20 protein-coding genes and 1 tRNA gene are annotated in these 20,282 nt (G+C 61.3%); 10 read left to right on the top strand and 11 right to left on the bottom strand.

Annotated features, from left to right (window positions below; all coding sequences use genetic code 11):
• Positions 1 to 59: 59 nt before the first annotated feature.
• On the bottom strand, positions 60 to 1,979 hold the full coding sequence (dnaK, locus tag BLV27_RS01535) for a molecular chaperone DnaK (RefSeq protein WP_092641248.1): 1,920 nt from the start codon (positions 1,977 to 1,979) through the stop codon (positions 60 to 62).
• Between the two features lie 153 nt (positions 1,980 to 2,132).
• Between dnaK and BLV27_RS01530 the strand changes: the two genes are divergently transcribed.
• Positions 2,133 to 2,756 (top strand): alpha-ketoglutarate-dependent dioxygenase AlkB, encoded by a 624-nt coding sequence (locus BLV27_RS01530; protein WP_092641245.1) that lies wholly within the window; start codon positions 2,133 to 2,135, stop codon positions 2,754 to 2,756.
• A gap of 15 nt (positions 2,757 to 2,771) precedes the next feature.
• Here the strand turns inward: BLV27_RS01530 and BLV27_RS01525 are convergent, their stop codons facing one another.
• Positions 2,772 to 3,359, bottom strand: coding sequence for a hypothetical protein (locus BLV27_RS01525; protein WP_092641242.1), 588 nt, complete (start codon positions 3,357 to 3,359; stop codon positions 2,772 to 2,774).
• Positions 3,356 to 4,177 carry an ABC transporter permease gene (locus BLV27_RS01520; protein WP_092641239.1) on the bottom strand — a complete coding sequence of 274 codons (822 nt, stop codon included), beginning with the start codon at positions 4,175 to 4,177 and terminating at the stop codon, positions 3,356 to 3,358. Before BLV27_RS01520 ends, BLV27_RS01525 begins: the two co-directional genes overlap by 4 nt.
• A gap of 87 nt (positions 4,178 to 4,264) precedes the next feature.
• On the opposite strand from BLV27_RS01520, the gene cysQ reads away from it, so the two are divergent.
• The 6 genes from cysQ to BLV27_RS01490 all read left to right on the top strand — a co-directional run bounded on the left by cysQ (position 4,265) and on the right by BLV27_RS01490 (position 11,194).
• Complete coding sequence (gene cysQ / locus BLV27_RS01515; protein WP_092641236.1) at positions 4,265 to 5,062, top strand: 3'(2'),5'-bisphosphate nucleotidase CysQ; 798 nt, start codon at positions 4,265 to 4,267, stop codon at positions 5,060 to 5,062.
• Positions 5,063 to 5,134: 72 nt separating this feature from the next.
• On the top strand, positions 5,135 to 6,016 hold the full coding sequence (galU, locus tag BLV27_RS01510; protein ID WP_092641233.1) for a UTP--glucose-1-phosphate uridylyltransferase GalU: 882 nt from the start codon (positions 5,135 to 5,137) through the stop codon (positions 6,014 to 6,016).
• A gap of 5 nt (positions 6,017 to 6,021) precedes the next feature.
• Entirely contained in the window at positions 6,022 to 7,044 is a 1,023-nt protein-coding gene (locus BLV27_RS01505; protein ID WP_092641230.1) for a glycosyltransferase family 2 protein, read from the top strand.
• A 130-nt stretch (positions 7,045 to 7,174) separates the two neighbouring features.
• Positions 7,175 to 8,185: a glycosyltransferase family 2 protein gene (locus tag BLV27_RS01500; protein ID WP_092641227.1), complete on the top strand. Its 1,011-nt coding sequence runs from the start codon at positions 7,175 to 7,177 to the stop codon at positions 8,183 to 8,185.
• On the top strand, positions 8,182 to 9,828 hold the full coding sequence (locus tag BLV27_RS01495) for a DUF5927 domain-containing protein (protein WP_092641224.1): 1,647 nt from the start codon (positions 8,182 to 8,184) through the stop codon (positions 9,826 to 9,828). Before BLV27_RS01500 ends, BLV27_RS01495 begins: the two co-directional genes overlap by 4 nt.
• The gene (locus tag BLV27_RS01490) at positions 9,818 to 11,194 is read left to right on the top strand and encodes a hypothetical protein (protein ID WP_092641221.1); all 1,377 of its coding nucleotides are present in this window, start codon (positions 9,818 to 9,820) and stop codon (positions 11,192 to 11,194) included. Before BLV27_RS01495 ends, BLV27_RS01490 begins: the two co-directional genes overlap by 11 nt.
• 3 nt (positions 11,195 to 11,197) lie before the next feature.
• On the opposite strand, the gene BLV27_RS01485 is transcribed toward BLV27_RS01490, so the two are convergent.
• The 7 genes from BLV27_RS01485 to BLV27_RS01455 all read right to left on the bottom strand — a co-directional run bounded on the left by BLV27_RS01485 (position 11,198) and on the right by BLV27_RS01455 (position 15,166).
• Positions 11,198 to 11,662: a PTS sugar transporter subunit IIA gene (locus BLV27_RS01485; RefSeq protein ID WP_092641218.1), complete on the bottom strand. Its 465-nt coding sequence runs from the start codon at positions 11,660 to 11,662 to the stop codon at positions 11,198 to 11,200.
• Positions 11,663 to 11,694: 32 nt separating this feature from the next.
• Positions 11,695 to 12,264 carry a ribosome hibernation-promoting factor, HPF/YfiA family gene (gene hpf / locus BLV27_RS01480; protein WP_092641215.1) on the bottom strand — a complete coding sequence of 190 codons (570 nt, stop codon included), beginning with the start codon at positions 12,262 to 12,264 and terminating at the stop codon, positions 11,695 to 11,697.
• Positions 12,265 to 12,487: 223 nt separating this feature from the next.
• Complete coding sequence (gene lptB / locus BLV27_RS01475) at positions 12,488 to 13,237, bottom strand: LPS export ABC transporter ATP-binding protein (protein ID WP_092641212.1); 750 nt, start codon at positions 13,235 to 13,237, stop codon at positions 12,488 to 12,490.
• Positions 13,234 to 13,707, bottom strand: a complete 474-nt coding sequence (gene lptA / locus BLV27_RS01470) for a lipopolysaccharide transport periplasmic protein LptA (RefSeq protein ID WP_244504497.1) — start codon at positions 13,705 to 13,707, stop codon at positions 13,234 to 13,236. Before lptA ends, lptB begins: the two co-directional genes overlap by 4 nt.
• Positions 13,708 to 13,721: 14 nt before the next feature.
• The gene (gene lptC / locus BLV27_RS01465; protein ID WP_092641206.1) at positions 13,722 to 14,333 is read right to left on the bottom strand and encodes an LPS export ABC transporter periplasmic protein LptC; all 612 of its coding nucleotides are present in this window, start codon (positions 14,331 to 14,333) and stop codon (positions 13,722 to 13,724) included.
• Positions 14,334 to 14,361: 28 nt separating this feature from the next.
• Complete coding sequence (locus tag BLV27_RS01460) at positions 14,362 to 14,991, bottom strand: ribonuclease D (RefSeq protein WP_092641203.1); 630 nt, start codon at positions 14,989 to 14,991, stop codon at positions 14,362 to 14,364.
• A gap of 88 nt (positions 14,992 to 15,079) precedes the next feature.
• Positions 15,080 to 15,166: transfer RNA gene (locus tag BLV27_RS01455), tRNA-Leu, on the bottom strand.
• 126 nt (positions 15,167 to 15,292) lie between these two features.
• On the opposite strand from BLV27_RS01455, the gene BLV27_RS01450 reads away from it, so the two are divergent.
• Both BLV27_RS01450 and BLV27_RS01445 read left to right on the top strand, forming a co-directional pair.
• Positions 15,293 to 16,276, top strand: a complete 984-nt coding sequence (locus BLV27_RS01450; protein ID WP_092641200.1) for a complex I NDUFA9 subunit family protein — start codon at positions 15,293 to 15,295, stop codon at positions 16,274 to 16,276.
• Positions 16,277 to 16,325: 49 nt separating this feature from the next.
• On the top strand, positions 16,326 to 17,708 hold the full coding sequence (locus tag BLV27_RS01445) for an MATE family efflux transporter (protein WP_092641197.1): 1,383 nt from the start codon (positions 16,326 to 16,328) through the stop codon (positions 17,706 to 17,708).
• Here BLV27_RS01445 and BLV27_RS01440 read toward each other — a convergent pair.
• The gene (locus BLV27_RS01440; protein WP_092641195.1) at positions 17,705 to 18,505 is read right to left on the bottom strand and encodes an undecaprenyl-diphosphate phosphatase; all 801 of its coding nucleotides are present in this window, start codon (positions 18,503 to 18,505) and stop codon (positions 17,705 to 17,707) included. The two genes, BLV27_RS01445 and BLV27_RS01440, sit on opposite strands and share 4 nt — an antisense overlap.
• 217 nt (positions 18,506 to 18,722) lie before the next feature.
• Here BLV27_RS01440 and BLV27_RS01435 point away from each other — a divergent pair, with 217 nt between their 5' ends.
• The gene (locus BLV27_RS01435) at positions 18,723 to 20,189 is read left to right on the top strand and encodes an NAD(P)-dependent oxidoreductase (RefSeq protein ID WP_092641192.1); all 1,467 of its coding nucleotides are present in this window, start codon (positions 18,723 to 18,725) and stop codon (positions 20,187 to 20,189) included.
• The last annotated feature ends 93 nt before the right edge of the window (positions 20,190 to 20,282 follow it).

Here is a 20,282-nt window from a genome sequence, read left to right as displayed (position 1 = left end):
TCACTCCAACGAAAAGACCGGCCCACGGAGGGGCCGGCCTTCTTGTCCTAATCCGAGGCTCAGGCCCGCTTCTCGTCATCCAGATCTTCGAAGTCGGCATCGACGATACCGTCATCACCTCCTTCGGAAGGTCCGTCGGTTGGGTTGATCCCTTCGTCGCCACCTTCGGCTTCGGCGGAGGCTTTGTAGATCGCCTCACCCAGACGCATCGCAGCTTCCTGGACGTTCTGGATACCGGATTTGATCTTGCCGGCGTCCTCTGTCTCCATCGATTCTTCGAGCGCGGTAACGGCAAACTCTATGGCTTCGACGGTCGAGGGATCGACCTTGTCGCCATGCTCTTCCAAGGACTTCTTGGTCGAATGAACAAGGCTCTCGGCCTGATTCTTGGCCTCCACCAACTCGCGACGGCCCTTGTCGGCTTCGGCGTTCGCCTCGGCGTCCTTGACCATCTGTTCGATATCCTCCTCCGATAGACCGCCCGAGGCTTGGATCGTGATGTTCTGTTCCTTGCCGGTGCCCTTGTCCTTGGCCCCGACTGAGACGATGCCGTTGGCGTCGATGTCGAAGGTTACCTCGATCTGGGGCATGCCGCGCGGAGCCGGAGGGATGTCTTCAAGGTTGAACTGGCCGAGCATCTTGTTGTCGGCCGCCATCTCCCGCTCGCCCTGGAACACGCGGATCGTCACCGCGTTCTGGTTATCCTCGGCAGTGGAGAACACCTGGGCCTTCTTCGTCGGAATCGTGGTGTTGCGGTCGATCAGACGGGTGAACACACCGCCCAGCGTCTCGATACCCAGCGACAGCGGCGTGACGTCCAGCAGGACCACGTCCTTGACGTCGCCTTGCAGAACACCGGCCTGAATGGCGGCACCGAGTGCGACCACTTCGTCGGGGTTCACGCCCTTGTGCGGCTCTTTACCGAAGAACTTGGTCACTTCCTCGACGACCTTGGGCATACGGGTCATGCCGCCGACCAGAACGACTTCGTCGATCTCGGAGGTGGCGATGCCGGCGTCTTTCAGGGCGTCCTTACAGGGCTTGATCGATGCCTTGATCAGGTCGCTGACCAGGCTTTCCAACTTCGAACGCGTCAGCTTCATGACCATGTGCAATGGTTGGCCATTCGAACCCATCGAGATGAAGGGCTGGTTGATCTCAGTCTGCTGGCTGGACGACAGCTCGATCTTGGCCTTCTCTGCCGCTTCCTTCAGGCGCTGAAGCGCCATCTTGTCCTGCGTCAGGTCGGTCCCATGCTCTTTCTTGAACTCCTCGGCGAGGTAGTTCACGATGCGCATGTCGAAGTCTTCGCCACCCAGGAAGGTGTCGCCATTGGTCGACTTCACCTCGAACAGGCCGTCGTCGATCTCAAGGATCGTGACGTCGAACGTACCGCCGCCAAGGTCGTAGACGGCGATGGTGCGCGTCTCTTTCTTGTCGAGGCCATAAGCCAATGCAGCGGCCGTCGGCTCGTTGATGATGCGCAGAACTTCAAGGCCGGCGATTTTGCCCGCGTCCTTGGTGGCCTGACGCTGGGCATCGTTGAAATACGCGGGCACCGTGATGACGGCCTGCGTGACTTCTTCGCCCAGGTACGACTCGGCGGTCTCCTTCATCTTCTGAAGGATCAGTGCGGACACCTGTGCGGGGGAATACTTCTCACCGCGAACTTCGACCCATGCATCACCGTTGCCACCGGCAACCACTTTGAACGGAAGGTTCTTTTTGTCCTTGGCCAGATGCTCATCATCGAAGCGACGACCGATCAGGCGCTTGGCACCGAAGACGGTGTTTTCGGGGTTCGTGACGGCCTGCCGCTTGGCGGGCTGACCGACAAGCTTCTCGTTTTCCGTGTAGCCGACGATGGAGGGGGTGGTCCGGGCACCTTCCGCGTTCTCAATGACGCGGGGCTGCGAGCCGTCCATGATGGCGACGCAGGAGTTGGTGGTCCCGAGGTCGATACCGATGACTTTTGCCATTTCGAATAGTCCTCTCTTGGCGATTTGCGCGTCCCGAGGCCCTCTAAGGCGCCCCGGTCCCAATCCCAGGTTAAAAGCGATGCCGGGCGAAGATTTCCCGCCCCGCGGATCACGGGGTATATAAGGAGAGGCATTTGACGTCGCAAGGACGTGATGGGAGTGAATTTGACGGAAAAATGGGAACGTGACGTACGGGGTGTGCGTGTTATCGACGGATTTCTGTCGACCGCGGAGCAGGTTGCGATTGTTGAGGACGTTCGGGCCGTCGCCCGCATGGCCCCGTTTATCCGGCCCATGACGCCGCGTGGACGGCCGCTCTCGGTGCGTATGACGTCCGCCGGTGCGCTGGGCTGGGTGACCGATCAGAAGGGCTACCGCTACGAGGTGCGACACCCTTCGGGCGAACCCTGGCCCCCGATTCCGGTACGTGTCCGGGCGGTCTGGGATGCGGTCGTTCCGACGGCCCGCCCGCCCGAAAGCTGTCTCGTCAACTGGTATGGGCCGGACGCGAAGATGGGGATGCACGTTGACCGTGACGAGGCGGATCCCGCGCAGCCCGTCGTGTCGATCAGCCTTGGCGATGACGCATTGTTCCGCATCGGAAACCCGGAGCGGGGCGGCAAGACCGAGAGCTTGTGGCTGCGATCCGGTGACGTACTGGTGATGGAAGGTCCGGCACGTCTTCTGCACCATGGGGTCGACCGGATCGCGCCTGGCACCTCTACTCTTCTGGACGCGCCGGGACGGATCAACCTGACACTGCGGGTCGTGACATAGGCTTTGGGCGGGCAATCAGGGTGAGAGAGTGCAGCACCCCGTATAGACTTCCGACCCTGCGTGGGTCAGATCCAGTTGCAGGCCATACTGCTGATCAGACATGCCGTCCGAGCAGATGTTCCTTGACAGAATACCATGAATCGGCCCGCGCTCTGTTTGAGCGATGATGCCCCAAGGTTCCGATCGGCCGCTAGCGGCACGGATTACGGGGGTATCGATAGGAAGCTCTTCAAGTGGTGTGCGGAACGAACGGTCGATCAGATTCAGTGACCAGAACGGTTCCGTCCCGTAGCATGTGGTGATCGCCGGTGGTTGATCGTCGGGTTGCCCGGCTTGCCGGGACAGGAATCGCATAGATGCCCATCCGGCGCGTTCGCCCAGATTCACCTGGCCCCAAGCGCCACTCGCATTCAGGCGGACAACTTCGATATTCACGGCATTGGCTGCAAGATCGCCGAGAATTTCGGCCGACCCATCGGGTTGCGCGCGCACGTTCAGACGATCGTCCGCCGCTACGCCCACTACATCGAACAGCGCAGGCAAGCGCCCGCCGTCAGCTTGTGCCGGCACTGCCAGAAAGATGGCCGCGACCAGCCACCTCATCGACCGGCGAACCAGGAGGCGGAGGTGTGACGCTTGGTATAGAATTCGCCCATCATTCCGATGACCAAGGCGATCACGCCGATCATGAGGGGGTACTCCCAGTTCGTATAATGCGGGTTGTAATTGATGAAGGTATAGCCGCGCGACTGGTCGATGGCATGAAAGAGCGGGTTCCAGTCAAAGAACGCCAACATCGTGGACGGCAGCGTATTTGCGACGAACATCTTGCCGGACGCGATCATGTTCACGCGGCTGTAGATCGAATTGACGATCTGTACGAAGTTCGGAAACCAGGGCTTGAGCGCCAAAAGGATCATCCCGATGGCGGCCCCCGTGAACCACGCCAGCATGAACATGGCGAAGGCTCCGCCCGGATCCTCGATGACGATGGGGTGCCAGATGACGTGAACGCCGAACAGGATCAGAAAGACTGACAGGAGCTGGATGTATAGCGACGACAATGCGGCTGACAGGATGGCGATTGCCGTGTTCATCGGCGCATGTTTCATCATCGGTGACGCCGGGCCCTCGGCCCCGACGATGGCCCCCATCGCCTTGATGTGCGTCATGAACAGGAAGATTCCGGACATGATATAAAGAACGAAATCGCCGCGAAGGGCGGCCCCGCGAAGCCCGAGGAATGTGAACATGATAACGAAGGCGGCGATGAAGATCACCGACTGCATGATGTTCATGATCAGCGCCTGAAGGCCGGTAGAATGGCCCTTGCGGATATTGCGGACGGTGGCGTGATACACCAACTCCCCAAGAGTGAAGGCGCGGGTCAGCGCGGTGTCGCGGCGCTCTGGCTTGAACATGGCTCTTCCCTTGCTGCGCTTGCCCTGAAGCCATCCCGTATCATAAGCCTGCCTTCGGACCGAAGATTTTCAATAGGGGTATTAGCTATGGATTTCGACAAAATGATGGTGGTTCTCCGTAAATTGTCTCTCGAGGCGGGGGACAAGATCATGGAAATCTATGCGTCTCCCGATTTCGAAGTGAAGTCGAAATCCGACCAGAGCCCCGTGACAGAGGCGGACGAGGCGGCAGATGCGCTGATCTCCGCCGGTTTGCGCGCCGCGTTTCCCGATGCTGCACTGGTGACCGAGGAGCAGTCCGAGACGCACGACTTGAAGGTCAGCACGTTCTTCATCGTGGATCCGCTGGATGGCACCAAGGAGTTCGTGCAGCGCCGCGGTGATTTCACGGTCAACATCGCCTGGGTCGAGGATGGTGTCCCCGTGCGCGGCGTCGTCTATGCCCCTGCGAAGGGGCGGCTGTTCTGGACCAAGGCGGATGGCACCACCGTCGAGGAGACAGGCCCCTTCGACAAAGAGACACCGGGCAAATTGAGCCCTATATCAGTCTCTGAACCGGACAATTCGGCGCTTCTGGTCGTTGCCAGCAAGTCGCACCGCGACGCCGCGACCGACGCTTATATCAACAAGTATCAGGTCGCGGACATGAAGTCGGCTGGATCGTCTCTGAAGTTCTGCCTGGTGGCCACGGGCGAGGCGGACATCTATCCCCGGCTGGGTCGCACGATGGAATGGGATACCGCCGCCGGGCACGCTGTTCTTTCGGGGGCGGGCGGTCAGGTGGTGCGTTTCGAAGACCACACGCCGCTTACCTATGGCAAGCCGATCTTCGAAAACCCATTCTTCATCGCATTGGCGCCGGGTGTGGTGTTAAAGACAGCATAATCGACAAATTGTGGTCTTAATTGCGTGCCACCTCAGGCCCTGCGTTCTGGGTGGTTGAGTAAAGGGAAAAACATGAAGCGAACCGTTACCAAGGCGATTTTTCCCGTGGCCGGAATGGGCACCCGGTTTCTGCCAGCGACGAAGTCCGTGCCCAAGGAGATCATGACGCTCGTTGATCGCCCATTGATCCAATATGCCATCGACGAGGCGCGCGCGGCCGGGATCAAGGAGTTCATTTTCGTCACCTCGCGCGGCAAGTCCGCGCTGGAGGATTACTTCGATGATGCCCCCGTTCTTGAGCAGGAGCTGCGCCGCAAGAAGAAAACCGAGCTTCTGGAAGTTCTCAGGAAGACGACGATGGAGTCGGGTCAGATCGCCTACATCCGTCAGCACCGTGCCAAGGGGTTGGGTCACGCGGTCGCCTGCGCGCGTCGCATGATTCACGACGAACCATTTGCCGTGATCCTGCCTGATGACGTGATTGCGGCGGATAAGCCGTGTCTTGCGCAGATGGTCGAAGCCTATGCCGAAACCGGTGGCAGCATGGTGGCCGCTATGGAGGTCGCGCCCGACCGGGCATCTTCCTATGGCATCCTGGATGTCGAAAACAACGAAGGCCAAGCCCTGAAAGTGCGTGGAATGGTCGAGAAGCCCGAGTCGGGAACCGCGCCGTCTAACCTGGCGGTGATCGGTCGCTACATCCTCAGCCCGCGCGTGATGAAGCACCTCACCGGCCTCGGAGCCGGGGCGGGTGGGGAAATTCAACTGACGGATGCGATCGCGCGCGAAGTGGATGGCGACGGTGTCTACGGCTTCCGGTTTGAAGGGCAACGCTACGATTGTGGATCGAAGGCCGGCTTCCTGCAGGCGACCGTCGCCTTCGGACTGGCGCGCCCCGATTTGCGGGATGAGCTTTCGGAATTCCTCTCGGCGCTCAGCCTAAGCAGCAAGTAGGCCGCATGCCGCGCGCCGGAGACCTCTGGGCTTCCTACAAATTGCGGTGGCGGCGGCGTGGCCTTCTGGCCCGATCCCTCGCCAAGGCGCGGCAACTGACGCGGGTCGTCGACCGAACCCCCACGATCGCGCCCAGCGCGATCCTTTGCTTTTCGACCATCCGTAACGAAATGGGTCGTCTGCCCCATTTTCTGCGCCATCATCGGGCGCTGGGCGTCGACCATTTCCTGATGATCGATAACGCCAGCGATGACGGCACTGCCGAATACCTCGCCGGACAGCCGGACGTATCGCTGTGGTCCACGTCCGACAGCTACAAGGCCTCCCGGTTCGGGGTGGATTGGATGACGGCGCTGATGATGCGCCATGGGCACGGGCATTGGTGCCTGACGCTGGATGCCGATGAACTGTTAGTCTACGCCCATCATGACCGTCGCGACCTGCGTGCGCTCACCGATTGGCTTAACGTGACGCGGCGACCATCGATGGGGGCGCTGATGCTCGACATGTATCCGCGGGGCGCGCTGGGACGGGGCGTGCAGGATGCGGAGTCAGACCCGATCAAAGCGCTGCCCTATTTCGATGCGGGAAACTACGTCATGATCCGCCAGCCGAAATTGCAGAACCTCTGGGTTCAGGGCGGGCCGCGGGCGCGTGCTTTCTTCCAAGCCGAACCCCGGCGCGCGCCAACCCTGTCCAAGGTGCCGCTGGTCCGCTGGAACCGCCGCTATACCTATGTCAGCTCGACACATTCCCTGCTTCCAAGGCATCTGAACCACGTTTATGAAACCGATGGCTCCGAGGCACCGACGGGCGTTTTGCTGCACACCAAGTTCCTGCCGGAGGTCATCGCCAAATCCGCCGAAGAAAAGCGGCGTCGTCAGCATTTCGAAAACTCTTTGCTCTATAAAGGATATTACGACGCGCTGACCGACGACCCGGTGCTGTGGTGCGATCAGTCGACGCGATACCACGGCTGGCAGCAACTGGAGGGATTGGGCCTGTTGTCGCGCGGGGGGTGGAATTGATGACGGAACCGTTGCCCAATGGATTCATTCGCGGAGCGACAGCGTTCCAGGCAATTGCACTCAGATTGGAAACAATGCTCAAGGTTGGGCGGTATTTCTTTTGTGGTTCAAGGGGGGCAAGCGTCCTGAGATGGGGCTGATTTCGTCCTACCGAATGCGCTGGCGGCGGCGATACTGGCGTGCGCGCGCTTTCCGGCGCCGGCGGCAATTGTCGGTCGTCCATGACCGCACACGCGATATTAGGCCCGGCGCGATCCTCGCCTTCTCGACGGTCCGGAACGAGCGGATACGCCTGCCGTTCTTCCTGGACTACTATCGCAAGATGGGTGTCGAGCAGTTTCTAATCGTCGACAACGGCAGTGATGATGGTACGCGGCAATACCTTTCCGACCAGCCCGACGTCTCGGTCTGGACGACGACGGCCAGTTACGCCAAGTCGGCGTACGGCGTGGACTGGCTGAACTGGCTGATGCGACTGCACGCGCACCGGCACTGGTGCCTGACCGTCGATATTGACGAATTCCTGGTCTACCCGTTCTGTGATACCCGCCCGCTGCGGGCGCTGACGGATTGGCTCGACGCGTCATCGATCCGCAGTTTCGGGTCGATGCTTCTGGACATGTATCCCAAGGGCCCCCTTTACGCGCAGCCCTACCGCGAGGGGCAAAACCCATTCGACATCGCCGCATGGTTCGACAGCGGAAACTACATGATCCAGAAGAACTCCACCTATGGAAACCTTTGGATCCAAGGGGGGGTCCGCGCACGGAAATTCTTCGCCGGATCACCAAGGAAGGCACCCGCGCTCAACAAGGTTCCCCTTGTTAAATGGAGAAAGGAATTCGTCTACATCAGCTCGACGCACGCCCTTCTGCCGCGCGGACTGAACCTGACCTATGACGCGTCTGGCGGTGAAAAGACGACCGGTGTTCTGCTGCACGCCAAGTTCCTGAGCCTGTTCGTCGACCGCGCCGCCGAGGAGGCGAAGCGGTCCGAACACTACCGCGCGAGCGACGAATACAAGGTCTATGCCGACGGGATCGATGCGGATGCCGACCTGTGGTGCAAGTGGTCGGAGCGCTATATCAACTGGCGGCAACTGGAAATACTGGGCCTGATCTCCAAGGGGAACTGGGCGTGACGCTGGGCTTTGTTCTTCTGGTGCACACGGCGTTTGACCGGGCCGAGCAGGTGGCGCGCTATTTCGCGGCAAACGACTGCCCTGTGGTCATCCACGTGGATGGCAAGGTCAAGCAGCGCGTCTTCAGGGAGTTTCGGGACCGCTTCAAAGACGACCCCGCGATCCGCTTTTGCAGGCGTACCCGCGTGGAGTGGGGCACCTGGTCGTTGGTTCGCGCGACGCAGGAGGCATCAACGCGCCTTCTGGAGGAGTTTCCAGAGGTGCGGCACGTCTTCCTGGCGTCCGGGTCCTGCTTGCCGCTGCGTCCTGTGGCCGAGCTGCGCGACTATCTTGATGAGAGGCCGGAGACGGACTTCATCGAAAGCGTCACAACGGATCAGGTCACTTGGACCGTCGACGGGCTGGAGACCGAGCGGTTCACGCTGCGCTTCCCATTCTCGTGGCGAAAGAACCGGAAGCTTTTCGACGCCTACGTCCGACTCCAACGTCGCCTCGGCCTGAAAAGGCGCATTCCCGAGACGGTGTCGCCCCACCTTGGTAGCCAATGGTGGTGTCTGACGCGGCGGACGCTTGAATCGATCCTTCAGGCCCCCGACAGGGCGGAGCTGGATGCGTATTTCTCCAAGGTCTGGATTCCGGACGAGAGCTATTTTCAGTCTCTCGTTCGACGGTTTTCGACATGTATCGAGAGCCGCTCCCTGACGTTGTCCAAGTTCGACGTGTATGGAAAGCCGCATATCTTCTACGATGACCACCAGCCCTTGCTGGAGCGCTCGGATTGCTTCGTCGCCCGCAAGATCTGGCCACGGGCAGATAAGCTGTACCAGACGTTTCTGGATGACAACCGTCCTGTTACTCGGCGGGGGGAGCCCAATCCGGGCAAGATCGATCGCGTGTTTTCCAAGGCGAACGAACGTCGGGGGCAGGGCCGGCCCGGTCTTTATTCGCAGGCCCGCTTTCCGTCGCCCGGTTTGGAAAACGGGATCACCGCTGCGCGCTACAACGTTTTCTGCGGGTTCGAGGATCTGTTCGAGGAGGTCCAACCCTGGCTCGCGCGGCGTTTGGGTGGTCGCGTGCACGGGCATCTCTATCACCCTGACCGTGTTCAATTCGCGGGCGGTGAGACCGTGATCAACGGTTGTCTGTCCGACAGCGCCGCGCTGCGCGACTATCGGCCGGAGCAGTTCCTGACCAATCTTCTGTGGTCCACCCGAGGAGAGCGGCAGAGCTTCTTCTTCGGGCCGAACGACCAACCCGAGATAGGGGCATTTCTGGCCCGAGATCCGAACGCGACTCTCGTTGTGATCTCGGGGGCATGGGCCGTGCCGCTGCATACGTCAAACATGGAGTTCGACGAGGTGAAAACCGAGGCTGCGCGCCTGCAACGCGCCGAGCTTGCCTTCCTGCGTGAGCTGAAGGCCCCCGGCGTTGCTGCGCGCCTTCACCTTTGGACGCTTGCGGATTTCGTCGTGAACCCAAAGGAAAAGGTAAATAACGTGATGCGGGAAATCACCGGACCCGGCCCACGCCGCCTGACCGACCTGCCCGAAATTCGCGACCTGTCCGCTTTCCCGGTTTTCCTGCAAAAATTACGCAACGCGGGAATGAAGCCGCAGGTGATGGGGAGCTTTGATGGCCACTAGGTTCGACGCCTTCGTCCTGTTCGCGGAAATGCGGACCGGCTCCAATCACCTAGAGGAGTCGCTCAACACAATGGCCGACATCACCAGCTTCGGTGAAGTTTTCAACCCGGTCTTCATAGGGTCGAAAAACCAGACCGAGTTGTTCGGAATCGACATGAAAATGCGCGAGTCTGATCCGATAGCGCTGCTGCGGAAAATCGTGGCGCAGACAGGGGTCAGCGGGTTCCGGTTTTTCCATGATCATGACCCGCGCGTACTGGATGCGGTTCTGGATGATCCGAAGATCGGCAAGGTCATTCTCAGCCGCAATCCTCTGGACAGCTATGTCTCGCTGGCGATTGCATCTCAGACGGGCCAATGGCGCCTGACGAACCCCAAGATGGCCAAGGCCGCGAAGGCGACGTTCGTCGGCGCCGACTTCGATGCGCTCATTGACCGCCAGCGCTGCTTCCGTGACCGGGTCCAGCGACAGCTACAGACGACGGGCCAGTCGGCATTCTGGATCGGCTACGACGACATCGGCGACCTAGATGTTCTCAATGGGCTTGCCGCGTTCCTTGGGTCCAAGGCCAGGTTGGAGGAGGTGCCGGGCAAGCTCAAACGGCAAAACCCCGGCGAAATCGAGGAAAAGGTCGAGAACCCAGACGAAATGCGCGCGCATCTCGCGACGCTCGATCCATTTCTGCTGTCGCGATCGGTCAACGTCGAACCCGCCCGTGGTCCCGCGACGCCAACGTTCATGGCCGCGGCCGACAGCCCGCTTCTTGCGCTGCCTATTCCGGGCGGACCCGAGGAATCGCTGCGCGACTGGCTGACCGCGCTCGACGGGGTGCCCCCGTCCGAAGGCCTCACCCAGAAACAATTGCGACCTTGGATGCGAAAGGCCAAAGGATTCGTCAGTTTTACGATCGTTCGGCATCCGCTGGCCCGTGCGCACGATGCCTTCCGCAAGATGATGGCCGCCAATGGACCGCAGGCAAACAATCTGCGTCGGATCCTGACGAACCAGCATGCAGTCGAGTTGGATGGCCCCCCTGCGGTGGCGTTCTTGGGATTTTTGAACTTTTTGGGCGCAAATTTGAACCGGCAGTCGTCACTGCCCGCGGCCCCCGAATGGGCAAGCCAAGCCGCGCTTCTGTCGGGGATGGCCCAGGCTGTCCTGCCCCAGCGCCTTATCCGCGAGGGTGAAGCGCAGGATGAGCTTGCGCGCCTGGCTGAAAGGTCGGGACGGATTGCGCCGACCTTCGATTTGCCGGGACGCGATGCACTTGACGCGATACTTACCGAAGAAATCGATCACGCCTGCATGCAGGCCTACCGACGCGACTACCTCGGCTTCGGCTTCAAGAAATGGAAGAATTCCTGACGGTCAGGCGGCGACCGACGACTGTGCCTCGGTCAGGATCGTGTAGAGAATCGCCGGGTCGCCATTGGCGCGCAGCTTGGCGCAAAGCGCCGAATCTCGCAGCGTGCGCGACACCAGCGCAAGCGCCTTGAGGTGTGCAACGCCCGCACCCTCGGGGGCGAACAGGGCGAAGACAAGGTCCACGGGCTTACGATCCGTCGCGTCGAAGTCCAGCGGCGCTTCCAGCCGTATGAAGACGCCATGTACCTGGTCGAGGTCGGCCATTCGTGAGTGGGGGAGGGCGACACCGTCGCCCACACCCGTCGTTCCAAGCGCCTCGCGTTCCTGCAGGGCGTTGAACGCGGCATCATAATCCAGTCCATACAGTTCCTTGACCACCTCGGAGAGGTCGCAGAACAGACGCTTCTTGCTGGAAGCCTTGGGCAACACCTTTACTGCCCCGGGGGACAATATTTCGCTCAACTGCATTGCTCTTCCTCGTTGATGCCGACCTGACGGCTTCAGGCGCTGGTCGCAGGGTCGATCCAGCCGACGTTTCCGTCTTCTCGCTTGTAGACCACGTTCACGCCGCCGCCCTTTTCGTTCTTGAACACCAGCACAGGTGCGCTGGCCAACTCCATTTGCATGACCGCTTCGCCTACGGACAGGGAGGGGATTCTGGTCTCCATCTCGGCCACGATCACGGGCGAAAGACTATCAGGTTCATCATCCGACGCCTCTGCGGCGAGGATATACGAGGACGCCCCCGAAAGTTCAACCGGCTGAGAACGCTCCTGATGATGGTTCTTCAGTCGGCGCTTGTAGCGGCGCAACTGCTTGTCCATCTTTTCACTGCAAGCATCGAAAGCAGCATAGATTTCAGTGGCTTTTGCACTGGCTTGCGCGGTCAACCCGGTCGACAGGTGTACCGTCGCCTCGCAACCGAATTCGTGCGCCGACTTGGAAAAGACGATGTTTGCATCGGTTGGGCGCTGGGCGTACTTGTCGATGACAGAGCCAAGCTCGGTCTTGACGTGCGTCTGCAGGGCTTCGCCGATGTCGATCTGTTTTCCTGTGATCTGGTAGCGCATGATTCCTCCTGAAATGCATAGCGGAGCCGCCGGACCTGACCGAAGTCGCTGCATGAGGGTCCGGGCACCGAACCGCTGGGGCGGTAAGGGTCTGCACAAGCGTTCCAGCCAACGGAACAGGGGCAGGTGGACGGGTCTCCATACCTGATTGGGCGCTTTATCAGGGGCATCTGTCAATCTTGAAACGCATCGACCTCGACCCAATGGGCCCAGTGAACCCGTGCTATCTTGCGAAAGACTCGCCCAGATAGACCCGTCGCACGTTGTCGTTGGACACCACTTCGTCGGGCGTGCCCGACATCAGGACGCCGCCATCGTGCAGGATATAGGCCCGATCGACAATTTCCAGCGTTTCCCGGACGTTGTGATCCGTGATGAGCACCCCGATTCCACGAGATTTCAGCTCCACGACCAGCGCGCGAATATCACCGACGGAGATCGGATCGACACCAGCGAAAGGTTCGTCCAGCAGCAGGTAACGGGGGTTGGCGGCAAGGCAGCGCGCGATCTCGACCCTGCGACGTTCGCCGCCTGACAGGGCCATTGCCGAGGCACGGCGCAAGTGTTCGATGTGGAATTCGCCCAACAGCTCCTCCAACCGCTCCCGGCGGCGGTGGCGCTTGGGCTCGGCCACCTCCAGAATTGCCATGATGTTCTGTTCGACCGTAAGGCCACGGAAGATCGACATCTCTTGTGGCAAATATCCGATTCCGGCCTTGGCGCGGCGATACATCGGCAGGAAGGTCACGTCGGCCCCGTCCAGCGTTACTGTGCCGCCGTCCGGTGTCACCAGGCCGGCGATGCAATAGAACGTCGTCGTCTTGCCCGAGCCGTTAGGCCCCAACAGTGCGACGACCTCGCCGCGCGCCAGGTCCATCGACACGTCGCGGATCACTGGGCGCTTCTTGTAGGACTTGCGCAGGTTGCGAATGTGCAGCCCGCCCTCGCCTTCGGTGACCGAGAACTTGCTCATGGTTGCAGAGTGGTCCGCACGCGGCCCGTCACGACGCCCGCACCGGAATTGAGGTTCACCGTCAGCCGGTCACCGGCGAGCGTGTTTCCCGCCTGCGTCACAACCACGTTGCCGGTCAGCAGGATGTCGGAGGAGCCAAGGGTATAGACCGCCTCCTGCCCCTCGGCCGCATCGTCGCCTGCGACAATCAAAACCTCCCCGCTGGCGTTGAGCCGCTCGATCGACCGATTTCCGCCTGTGGTGGTATAGTCGACGGTGACTTGCCGGGCCGACAGGCGAAGGTCACCCTGCGCGATCACGACGTTTCCTGTCAGAACGGCCCGCCCCGTGGCCTGATCGACCTCCAGGTTGTCTGCGGCCACCTCAACCGGGGCGGAATTGTCGAAATTTCCACGACCGAAGCCGATATCGGATGTCTGCGCCGTCGCAGGAAGGGCAAGGAAGAGAAGGGCAAGGGCACGCAAGAACATCATAATAATCCGGATCACTTTGGGGGGGTGTATAGCAGATCCACGCCATTCGTGAATAGCATCAGCGCCGAGCCGTTTTCATCCTCGGTCAGGACCATGCTGCCGGCGCGCAATTTGCCCAGCGGTCCGTCACCCGTGACCTCCTCGGGTGATACGATTGCCAGCCCGGCCAATGACCCTTCCAGCTGGTCGGTTCGGAGCACGTATCCAGTCGAGGTTTCGACCCGCACATCGCCCGTCAGGACGATGGTCCGTTCCGCAGTGTCCAGATCGCCTGCATCCGAAATGACCGTCGCACGACCGCCACCGGCGTCGTTCAGAACAAGGCGTAGGGCCACGGCTGACATGCGGCGGGGGTCCTCCGGGTCGGGGAGCGCCAGGCGCGCCGACAGATCGAATGCCGTCCGGCCCTGCGACACGCCAGCGAAGCGCGGCATGGTCAGCTGCTGATCGCGGGCCCGTTCCGATACATCGACTTCGGCATACGGGATGGCATCGTCGGGGTTCACCTTGCGCGCCAGAAGGAACATTGTGGACAGCAACGCAAGTGCCAGAACAGGCAGGATCAGCGTCGCCGACCGGATGATCCGGCTGCGGAGGGGAGTGGTCGGGCTGCGTATCGCCATGGTTAATATCTAGGCCCGGCGCGTCCGATTAGGAATGGGCGAAGATATCGGTTTCGGGATAGCCGATGAGATCGAGCTTGGCCCGCGTTGGCAGGAAATCGAAACAGGCCTGCGCGATCTCCATCCGTCCCTCGCGCTCCAGCCGGGCGTCCAGAGTGTCTTTCAGGCGATGCAGGTACAGCACGTCGGATGCGGCATAGGCCATCTGCGCATCCGTCAGCTCCGCCGCGCCCCAGTCGGATGTCTGCTGCATCTTGGAGATGTCTTCCTGCAGAAGCTCCGACAGAAGCGCCTTGAGGCCGTGACGGTCGGTATAGGTCCGCACCAACCGCGACGCGATCTTGGAGCACCAGACCGGCTGCGCCAGTGCACCGAACGTGTGGTACATCGCCGCGATATCGAACCGTCCAAAGTGGAACAATTTGAGCACGCTGTCGTCGTTCACCAGCCGGACCAGGTTCGGGGCCTCGGTCTGGCCCTGCATCACCTGCACCAGGTGCGCGGTGCCGTCGCCGGACGAAAGCTGCACCAGGCAAAGCCGGTCGCGGTGGGGGTTCAGGCCCATGGTCTCGCAATCGATCGCAACCGATTTTCCCATATCCAGCCCGTCAGGCAAATCGCCCTTGTGCAGCGTGATCTTGTCCAGCGCGATGGTCATGGGTGCCCCCTGAAATCCGGTCCTGAAAACACGAACGCCCGGCGGCCCTGGTAGAAGGCGCGCCGGGCGTTTCATGCATGGTAGACCGTGGTGCCCAGGAGAGGACTCGAACCTCCACTCCCTTGCGAGAACTGGCACCTGAAGCCAGCGCGTCTACCAATTCCGCCACCTGGGCATCCACGGTGCGCGGTGCGTATATCCGGTCGAGTGGGGTGTCAATCGCTCTGGTTCATAAAATCGAAAGTCTTGCCCGCGCCGCTCTCGAGCGGTATCGCGGACCGTGAATTCAGGAGGGTCTTCCATGCAGAAGCTCGTCACCATTTTCGGCGGATCCGGTTTCGTCGGCCGCTACATCGCCCGCCGAATGGCCAAACAGGGCTGGCGTGTCCGCGTCGCCTGCCGCCGCCCGAACGAGGGGCATTTCGTTCGCATGTACGGAGCCGTCGGGCAGGTCGAGCCGATTTTCGCGAACATCCGCGACGACGCCTCCGTTGCCGCTGCGCTGTCGGGGGCCGATGCGGTCGTCAACTGCGTGGGGGTCCTTGCCCCGTCCGGCAAGAACTCATTCGAGGCGACGCAGGCCGAGGGCGCGACCCGTATTGCCCGCATTGCCGCCGACGAGGGGATCACGAACATGGTCCAGATAAGCGCCATCGGTGCCGATGCCGATAGCGACAGCGACTATGCCCGCACCAAGGCCGCTGGAGAGGCGGGAGTGCTGGAGCATCAGCCGGGGGCCATAATCCTGCGCCCTTCCATCGTGTTCGGCCCCGAGGACGAGTTCTTCAACCGCTTCGCCGGCATGGCGCGTCTTGCGCCGGTTCTGCCGGTGGTGGGCCCCGACACTAAGTTTCAGCCCGTCTACGTCGATGACGTGGCAGCAGCCGCTGAACTGGCGCTGACCGGCAAGGCCCCGGCGGGGATTTATGAACTGGGTGGCCCGGATGTCGACACCTTTCGGGAGCTGATGCAGACCATGCTCAAGGTCATCCGCCGCCGTGCCCTGATCGTGACCGTGCCGTTTTTCGTGGCGCGGATCATGGCGGCCGTGCTGGACTTCGGCCAGAAGGCTACCGCCGGTGTCCTGCACAACGGGGTGCTGACGCGGGACCAGGTGCGCAACCTGGCCAAGGACAATGTTACCAGCGGTGACTATCCGGGGTTCAAGGCACTCGGCATCGAGCCGTCGACGATGGAGACGGTCCTGCCCGGATACCTGTGGAGGTTCCGCCCTTCGGGTCAGTATTCGGATATCAAGGACAGCGCCAAGAACATGAAGACCTGACGCGCCGCGCATCCGCACTATGTCCCCGTCCTCATCTTAGGGGACCGATATGGCCGAGAACACACGCGACCTGACTGAAGGCCCAATCTGGAAGACGCTTGCAATGCTTGCAGGGCCCATGATGCTGGGAATTCTGGCGGTTATCTCGACGGGTCTTGTTGATGCGTATTTTCTGGCCAAAGTTTCCTCCGATGCCTTGGCTGCGGTCGGTTTCGTGTATCCGGTGACAACAGCGATCTCATCGTTGTCGATCGGTTTGTCGGCAGGTGCGGGGGCAATCATCAGCCAAGCGCTGGGCCGCAAGGAAAGCGATGACGACGTGACGCGCCGGGGCCTTCATTCCCTCGGCATCGGCATTGTTCTGGCGGTCATCGCCGGACTTCTGTTTTGGCTGCTGGACGGCTTGCTGTTTCAGGCGCTGGGCGCGGATCGTGCGGTTCTTGACGCGGCTTTGCGGTATACGCCGCTCTGGTGCCTGTCATTTCCATTTCTTGTATCGATGATGCTGATCAACTCCGTTTTTCGCGCGCACGGCAGCGGCGTGGCGTCGGCCGGAATCATGGTGTTTTCGGCGGTGGTAAACGTGGCGACGACTCCGATGTTCATCGTGGGTTGGGGCCCGGTGCCCGAAATGGGGATCGCGGGCGCGGCGATGGGCACGTTGGTGGCGATGGTCACAGCCAGCATTCTGGCAGGGTATCTCGCCCTGCGGTCGGGCATGTTGCAGCCCTGTTCCGAGCCGTTCAGGGATCTGTGGCGCAACGCCAAGATCATCGCCGGGATCGGTGGGCCCGCCGCCGCGTCAAACGCGATCAACCCGGCCGGCATGGCGCTGGTTACTGCCGCAGTTGCGACCGTCGGCTCCGCCAGCGTGGGCGGCTTCGGTGCGGCGACACGGGTCGAATCGTTCATGGCTGTGCCGCTGCTGGCCCTTTCGGCAGGGATCGGGCCCGTGGTCGGTCAGAACTGGGGGGCCGACAAGCGCTACCGCGCCCGTCGGGCGTTGCGCCTGTGTTTGGGGTTTTCGGTCGGGTACGGCCTGCTGGTCGCGCTTGTGCTGACGGTATTTGCCGAACCTATCGCCAACGCATTCGGTGCCAGCGAAAGCAGCACGCAGGCCGCCGAATCCTACCTGCGTGTCGTTGGCTGGTCGCTGTTCGGTTTCGGAATGCTTGTGACCGGGAACGCGGCGTTGAACGCCATCTCTAAGTCCGGCCATTCCATGACGCTCTCTATTGCTCGCGTGTTGGTCGTCTACGTTCCACTGGCCTGGCTGGGAGTGACGCTGTTCGGCTATGCGGGCATCCTGGGCGCGGCTGTCCTGGCCAACGTGTTTGGTGCGTGGGCCGTCTTGGTTGCGGCGCGGGCGACGGATCTTTTGACGCTCGACGCCTTGCCGGTCGCGGTGCCCGCCAAGGCCGTTCCCGACTAGAGGTAAACCCAACCGAGGAGAAATGCGCCAAGCATCATGCGGTAAATCACGTAAGGCGTGAAACTCACCGACCGAAGCAGCCGCATCATCAGTGCCAGCGCGGCCAGTGCCGCGAAGAAGGCCATGACCGCGGCAATGGCCGCATCGCGCACAAGTTGCCCATCGGTCTGGCCGATCAGGTCGAGCGAGAGCAAAAAACCCGAAGCGATGATCGTCGGGATCGACATCAGCATCGAGATGCGGGCCGCATCCTCCCGGCCGTACCCCATCGCGCGCGCCCCGGTGATGCAGATGCCCGAGCGGGATGTTCCGGGAATCAGCGCCAGCGCTTGCCAGATGCCAAATTTAATCGCCTGTCCAGGCGTCCAGTCTGTGATGTCCTTTTCGCTGCCGCCATATCGATCAAACAACCAAAGCAGTGCTCCAAAGAGGATCGTAGCCCACCCGATCACCGCGACCGAGCGCAGCAGGTCCGACGCCCCGGTGATCTTCAGCACCAGCCCCGCGATCATCACCGGCACCGTTGCAATGGCCAGCCCGGCGGCGAGGCGTTCGTCCGGTCCCCAACGACGCGCGAACAAGCCTGCGGTGCCGACCAGCGCGCGCATCACCTCAGTACGGAAGTACAGCAGGACAGCCCCCAGCGTTCCGATGTGCAGCGCAACGTCCAACGCGACCCCTTGATCCTGAATTCCAGTCAGTTGTGGGACAAGGATCAGATGCGCCGAGGAAGATATCGGCAGGAATTCTGTCACGCCCTGAATCATCGCCAGGAGGATAAGATGCCAAAGTGCCATTGTGGACTGCCTGATTCGACTTGTTTTTCGCACCATGAAGCAGGGGACGTGACAGGGGAAGTCGGGTGAATGGTCCGATACGGACCTAAAAAACGGCAATTTGTCGCGGTGGCGTGCGCGCGAATGGCGAAAAATGATGTATTAGGTCAGCATTGCTGACTTTATGTTCACCTAAGCATCGTTTATGCGATAATTCCCGACCACGCAGGAGGATTCCATGGCTGGCAACAAGATGCTCCAGTTCGTAACCGTCGAACGCAAGACTCCTGAGAAGCGGGATGCGGAGACCCGGAAGGAAGACTTCGGCGAAATCTACCGCGAGTATGCTGCCGAGCGCGCGGCCGAACAAGCCGGCCGGTGCAGCCAGTGCGGCGTACCGTATTGCCAGACCCACTGCCCCTTGCACAACAACATCCCTGACTGGCTGCGTCTTGTGGCCGAAGGGCGGTTGCAAGAGGCCTACGAGATCAGCCAAGCCACCAACACCTTCCCCGAGATTTGTGGTCGTATCTGTCCGCAGGATCGCCTGTGCGAAGGCAACTGCGTGATCGAGAAGTCGGGCCACGGCACCGTCACCATCGGTGCGGTCGAGAAATACATCACCGATACCGCCTTCGAGATGGGCTGGGTTCCGTCAATCAAACCGCGTCGCGAACGGGCCGAGAGTGTCGGAATCATCGGTGCCGGCCCCGGTGGCCTGGCCGCGGCGGATATGCTGCGCCGAGCGGGCGTGCAGGTTACCGTCTATGACCGCTACGATCGTGCGGGCGGCTTGCTGACCTATGGCATCCCCGGCTTCAAGCTGGAAAAGGATGTCGTGATGCGCCGCAATGACCAACTGGCCGACGGCGGCGTCGCGTTCGTGCTGAACTGCGAGGTTGGCCGGGATATCACATTCGATCAGATCCGCGAAAAGCATGACGCGGTCATCGTTGCTACCGGCGTCTACAAGACGCGGGAACTGGACGGAAAGAATGCCGACGCACGGGGTGTCGTGCGTGCCATCGACTATCTGACCGCGTCGAACCGCAAGAGCTTTGGCGACGACGTGCCCGAGTTCGATAGCGGGGAGCTGTCGGCGGAGGGCAAGCGCGTCGTTGTCATCGGTGGCGGCGACACGGCTATGGACTGCGTGCGCACGGCTGTCCGTCAGGGGGCAACATCGGTGAAGTGCCTGTACCGGCGTGACCGGGCGAACATGCCCGGTTCGCAGCGCGAAGTGCAGAACGCCGAGGAAGAGGGCGTCGAGTTTGTCTGGCTGACAGCGCCCGCCGGGTTCGAGGCCGGGCTTCAGGAAGCCTCCGAGGGTGGCGTTGCCGTGAGCGGCGTCAACGTCCAGAAAATGCGCCTGGGAGAGCCGGACGCCACGGGCCGCCAGAAGCCGGAACTGATCGAGGGGGCTGACTATATCGAGGAAGCCGATCTCGTGGTGAAGGCGCTGGGCTTTGAGCCCGAATCATTGCCGACGCTGTGGTCCAAGCCCGAGTTGGAAGTGACTCGTTGGGGTACGGTGAAGGCCGATTTTCGCACCCATGAGACCCCGTTGGACGGTGTCTATGCGGTTGGGGACATCGTGCGCGGTGCCTCCTTGGTGGTCTGGGCGATCCGCGACGGACGCGAGGCCGCCGATGCAATTCTGGAGAAATTTTCCGCCGCAGATGCGCCGGTGATCGCCGCCGAATGATGGGAATCCGACGGATGATCCGCGGGTGATACACGGCATACGTATTGAAGCTGAAAGGTCAGTATAGCTGACCAGTTCCAGAGGTTGATGAAA

The sequence above is a fragment of the Jannaschia faecimaris genome, from assembly GCF_900107415.1.
In the GTDB taxonomy this organism is placed as follows: Bacteria; Pseudomonadota; Alphaproteobacteria; order Rhodobacterales; family Rhodobacteraceae; genus Jannaschia; species Jannaschia faecimaris.
Note: the sequence above shows the minus strand (reverse complement) of the source record. Positions and strands in the feature narration are given on the sequence as shown.

Bases quoted from the DNA above. Each gene is read 5' to 3' on its own strand.
- lptA (WP_244504497.1), bottom strand. From the start codon at position 13,707: ATGTTCTTGCGTGCCCTTGCCCTTCTCTTCCTTGCCCTTCCTGCGACG.
- BLV27_RS01440 (WP_092641195.1), bottom strand. From the start codon at position 18,505: ATGGCACTTTGGCATCTTATCCTCCTGGCGATGATTCAGGGCGTGACA.
- BLV27_RS01500 (WP_092641227.1), top strand. From the start codon at position 7,175: ATGGGGCTGATTTCGTCCTACCGAATGCGCTGGCGGCGGCGATACTGG.
- BLV27_RS01485 (WP_092641218.1), bottom strand. From the start codon at position 11,662: ATGCAGTTGAGCGAAATATTGTCCCCCGGGGCAGTAAAGGTGTTGCCC.
- BLV27_RS01525 (WP_092641242.1), bottom strand. From the start codon at position 3,359: ATGAGGTGGCTGGTCGCGGCCATCTTTCTGGCAGTGCCGGCACAAGCT.
- cysQ (WP_092641236.1), top strand. From the start codon at position 4,265: ATGGATTTCGACAAAATGATGGTGGTTCTCCGTAAATTGTCTCTCGAG.
- BLV27_RS01520 (WP_092641239.1), bottom strand. From the start codon at position 4,177: ATGTTCAAGCCAGAGCGCCGCGACACCGCGCTGACCCGCGCCTTCACT.
- lptB (WP_092641212.1), bottom strand. From the start codon at position 13,237: ATGAGCAAGTTCTCGGTCACCGAAGGCGAGGGCGGGCTGCACATTCGC.
- hpf (WP_092641215.1), bottom strand. From the start codon at position 12,264: ATGCGCTACCAGATCACAGGAAAACAGATCGACATCGGCGAAGCCCTG.
- lptC (WP_092641206.1), bottom strand. From the start codon at position 14,333: ATGGCGATACGCAGCCCGACCACTCCCCTCCGCAGCCGGATCATCCGG.
- galU (WP_092641233.1), top strand. From the start codon at position 5,135: ATGAAGCGAACCGTTACCAAGGCGATTTTTCCCGTGGCCGGAATGGGC.
- BLV27_RS01490 (WP_092641221.1), top strand. From the start codon at position 9,818: ATGGCCACTAGGTTCGACGCCTTCGTCCTGTTCGCGGAAATGCGGACC.
- BLV27_RS01505 (WP_092641230.1), top strand. From the start codon at position 6,022: ATGCCGCGCGCCGGAGACCTCTGGGCTTCCTACAAATTGCGGTGGCGG.
- BLV27_RS01460 (WP_092641203.1), bottom strand. From the start codon at position 14,991: ATGACCATCGCGCTGGACAAGATCACGCTGCACAAGGGCGATTTGCCT.
- BLV27_RS01445 (WP_092641197.1), top strand. From the start codon at position 16,326: ATGGCCGAGAACACACGCGACCTGACTGAAGGCCCAATCTGGAAGACG.
- BLV27_RS01530 (WP_092641245.1), top strand. From the start codon at position 2,133: ATGGGAGTGAATTTGACGGAAAAATGGGAACGTGACGTACGGGGTGTG.
- BLV27_RS01435 (WP_092641192.1), top strand. From the start codon at position 18,723: ATGGCTGGCAACAAGATGCTCCAGTTCGTAACCGTCGAACGCAAGACT.
- BLV27_RS01450 (WP_092641200.1), top strand. From the start codon at position 15,293: ATGCAGAAGCTCGTCACCATTTTCGGCGGATCCGGTTTCGTCGGCCGC.
- dnaK (WP_092641248.1), bottom strand. From the start codon at position 1,979: ATGGCAAAAGTCATCGGTATCGACCTCGGGACCACCAACTCCTGCGTC.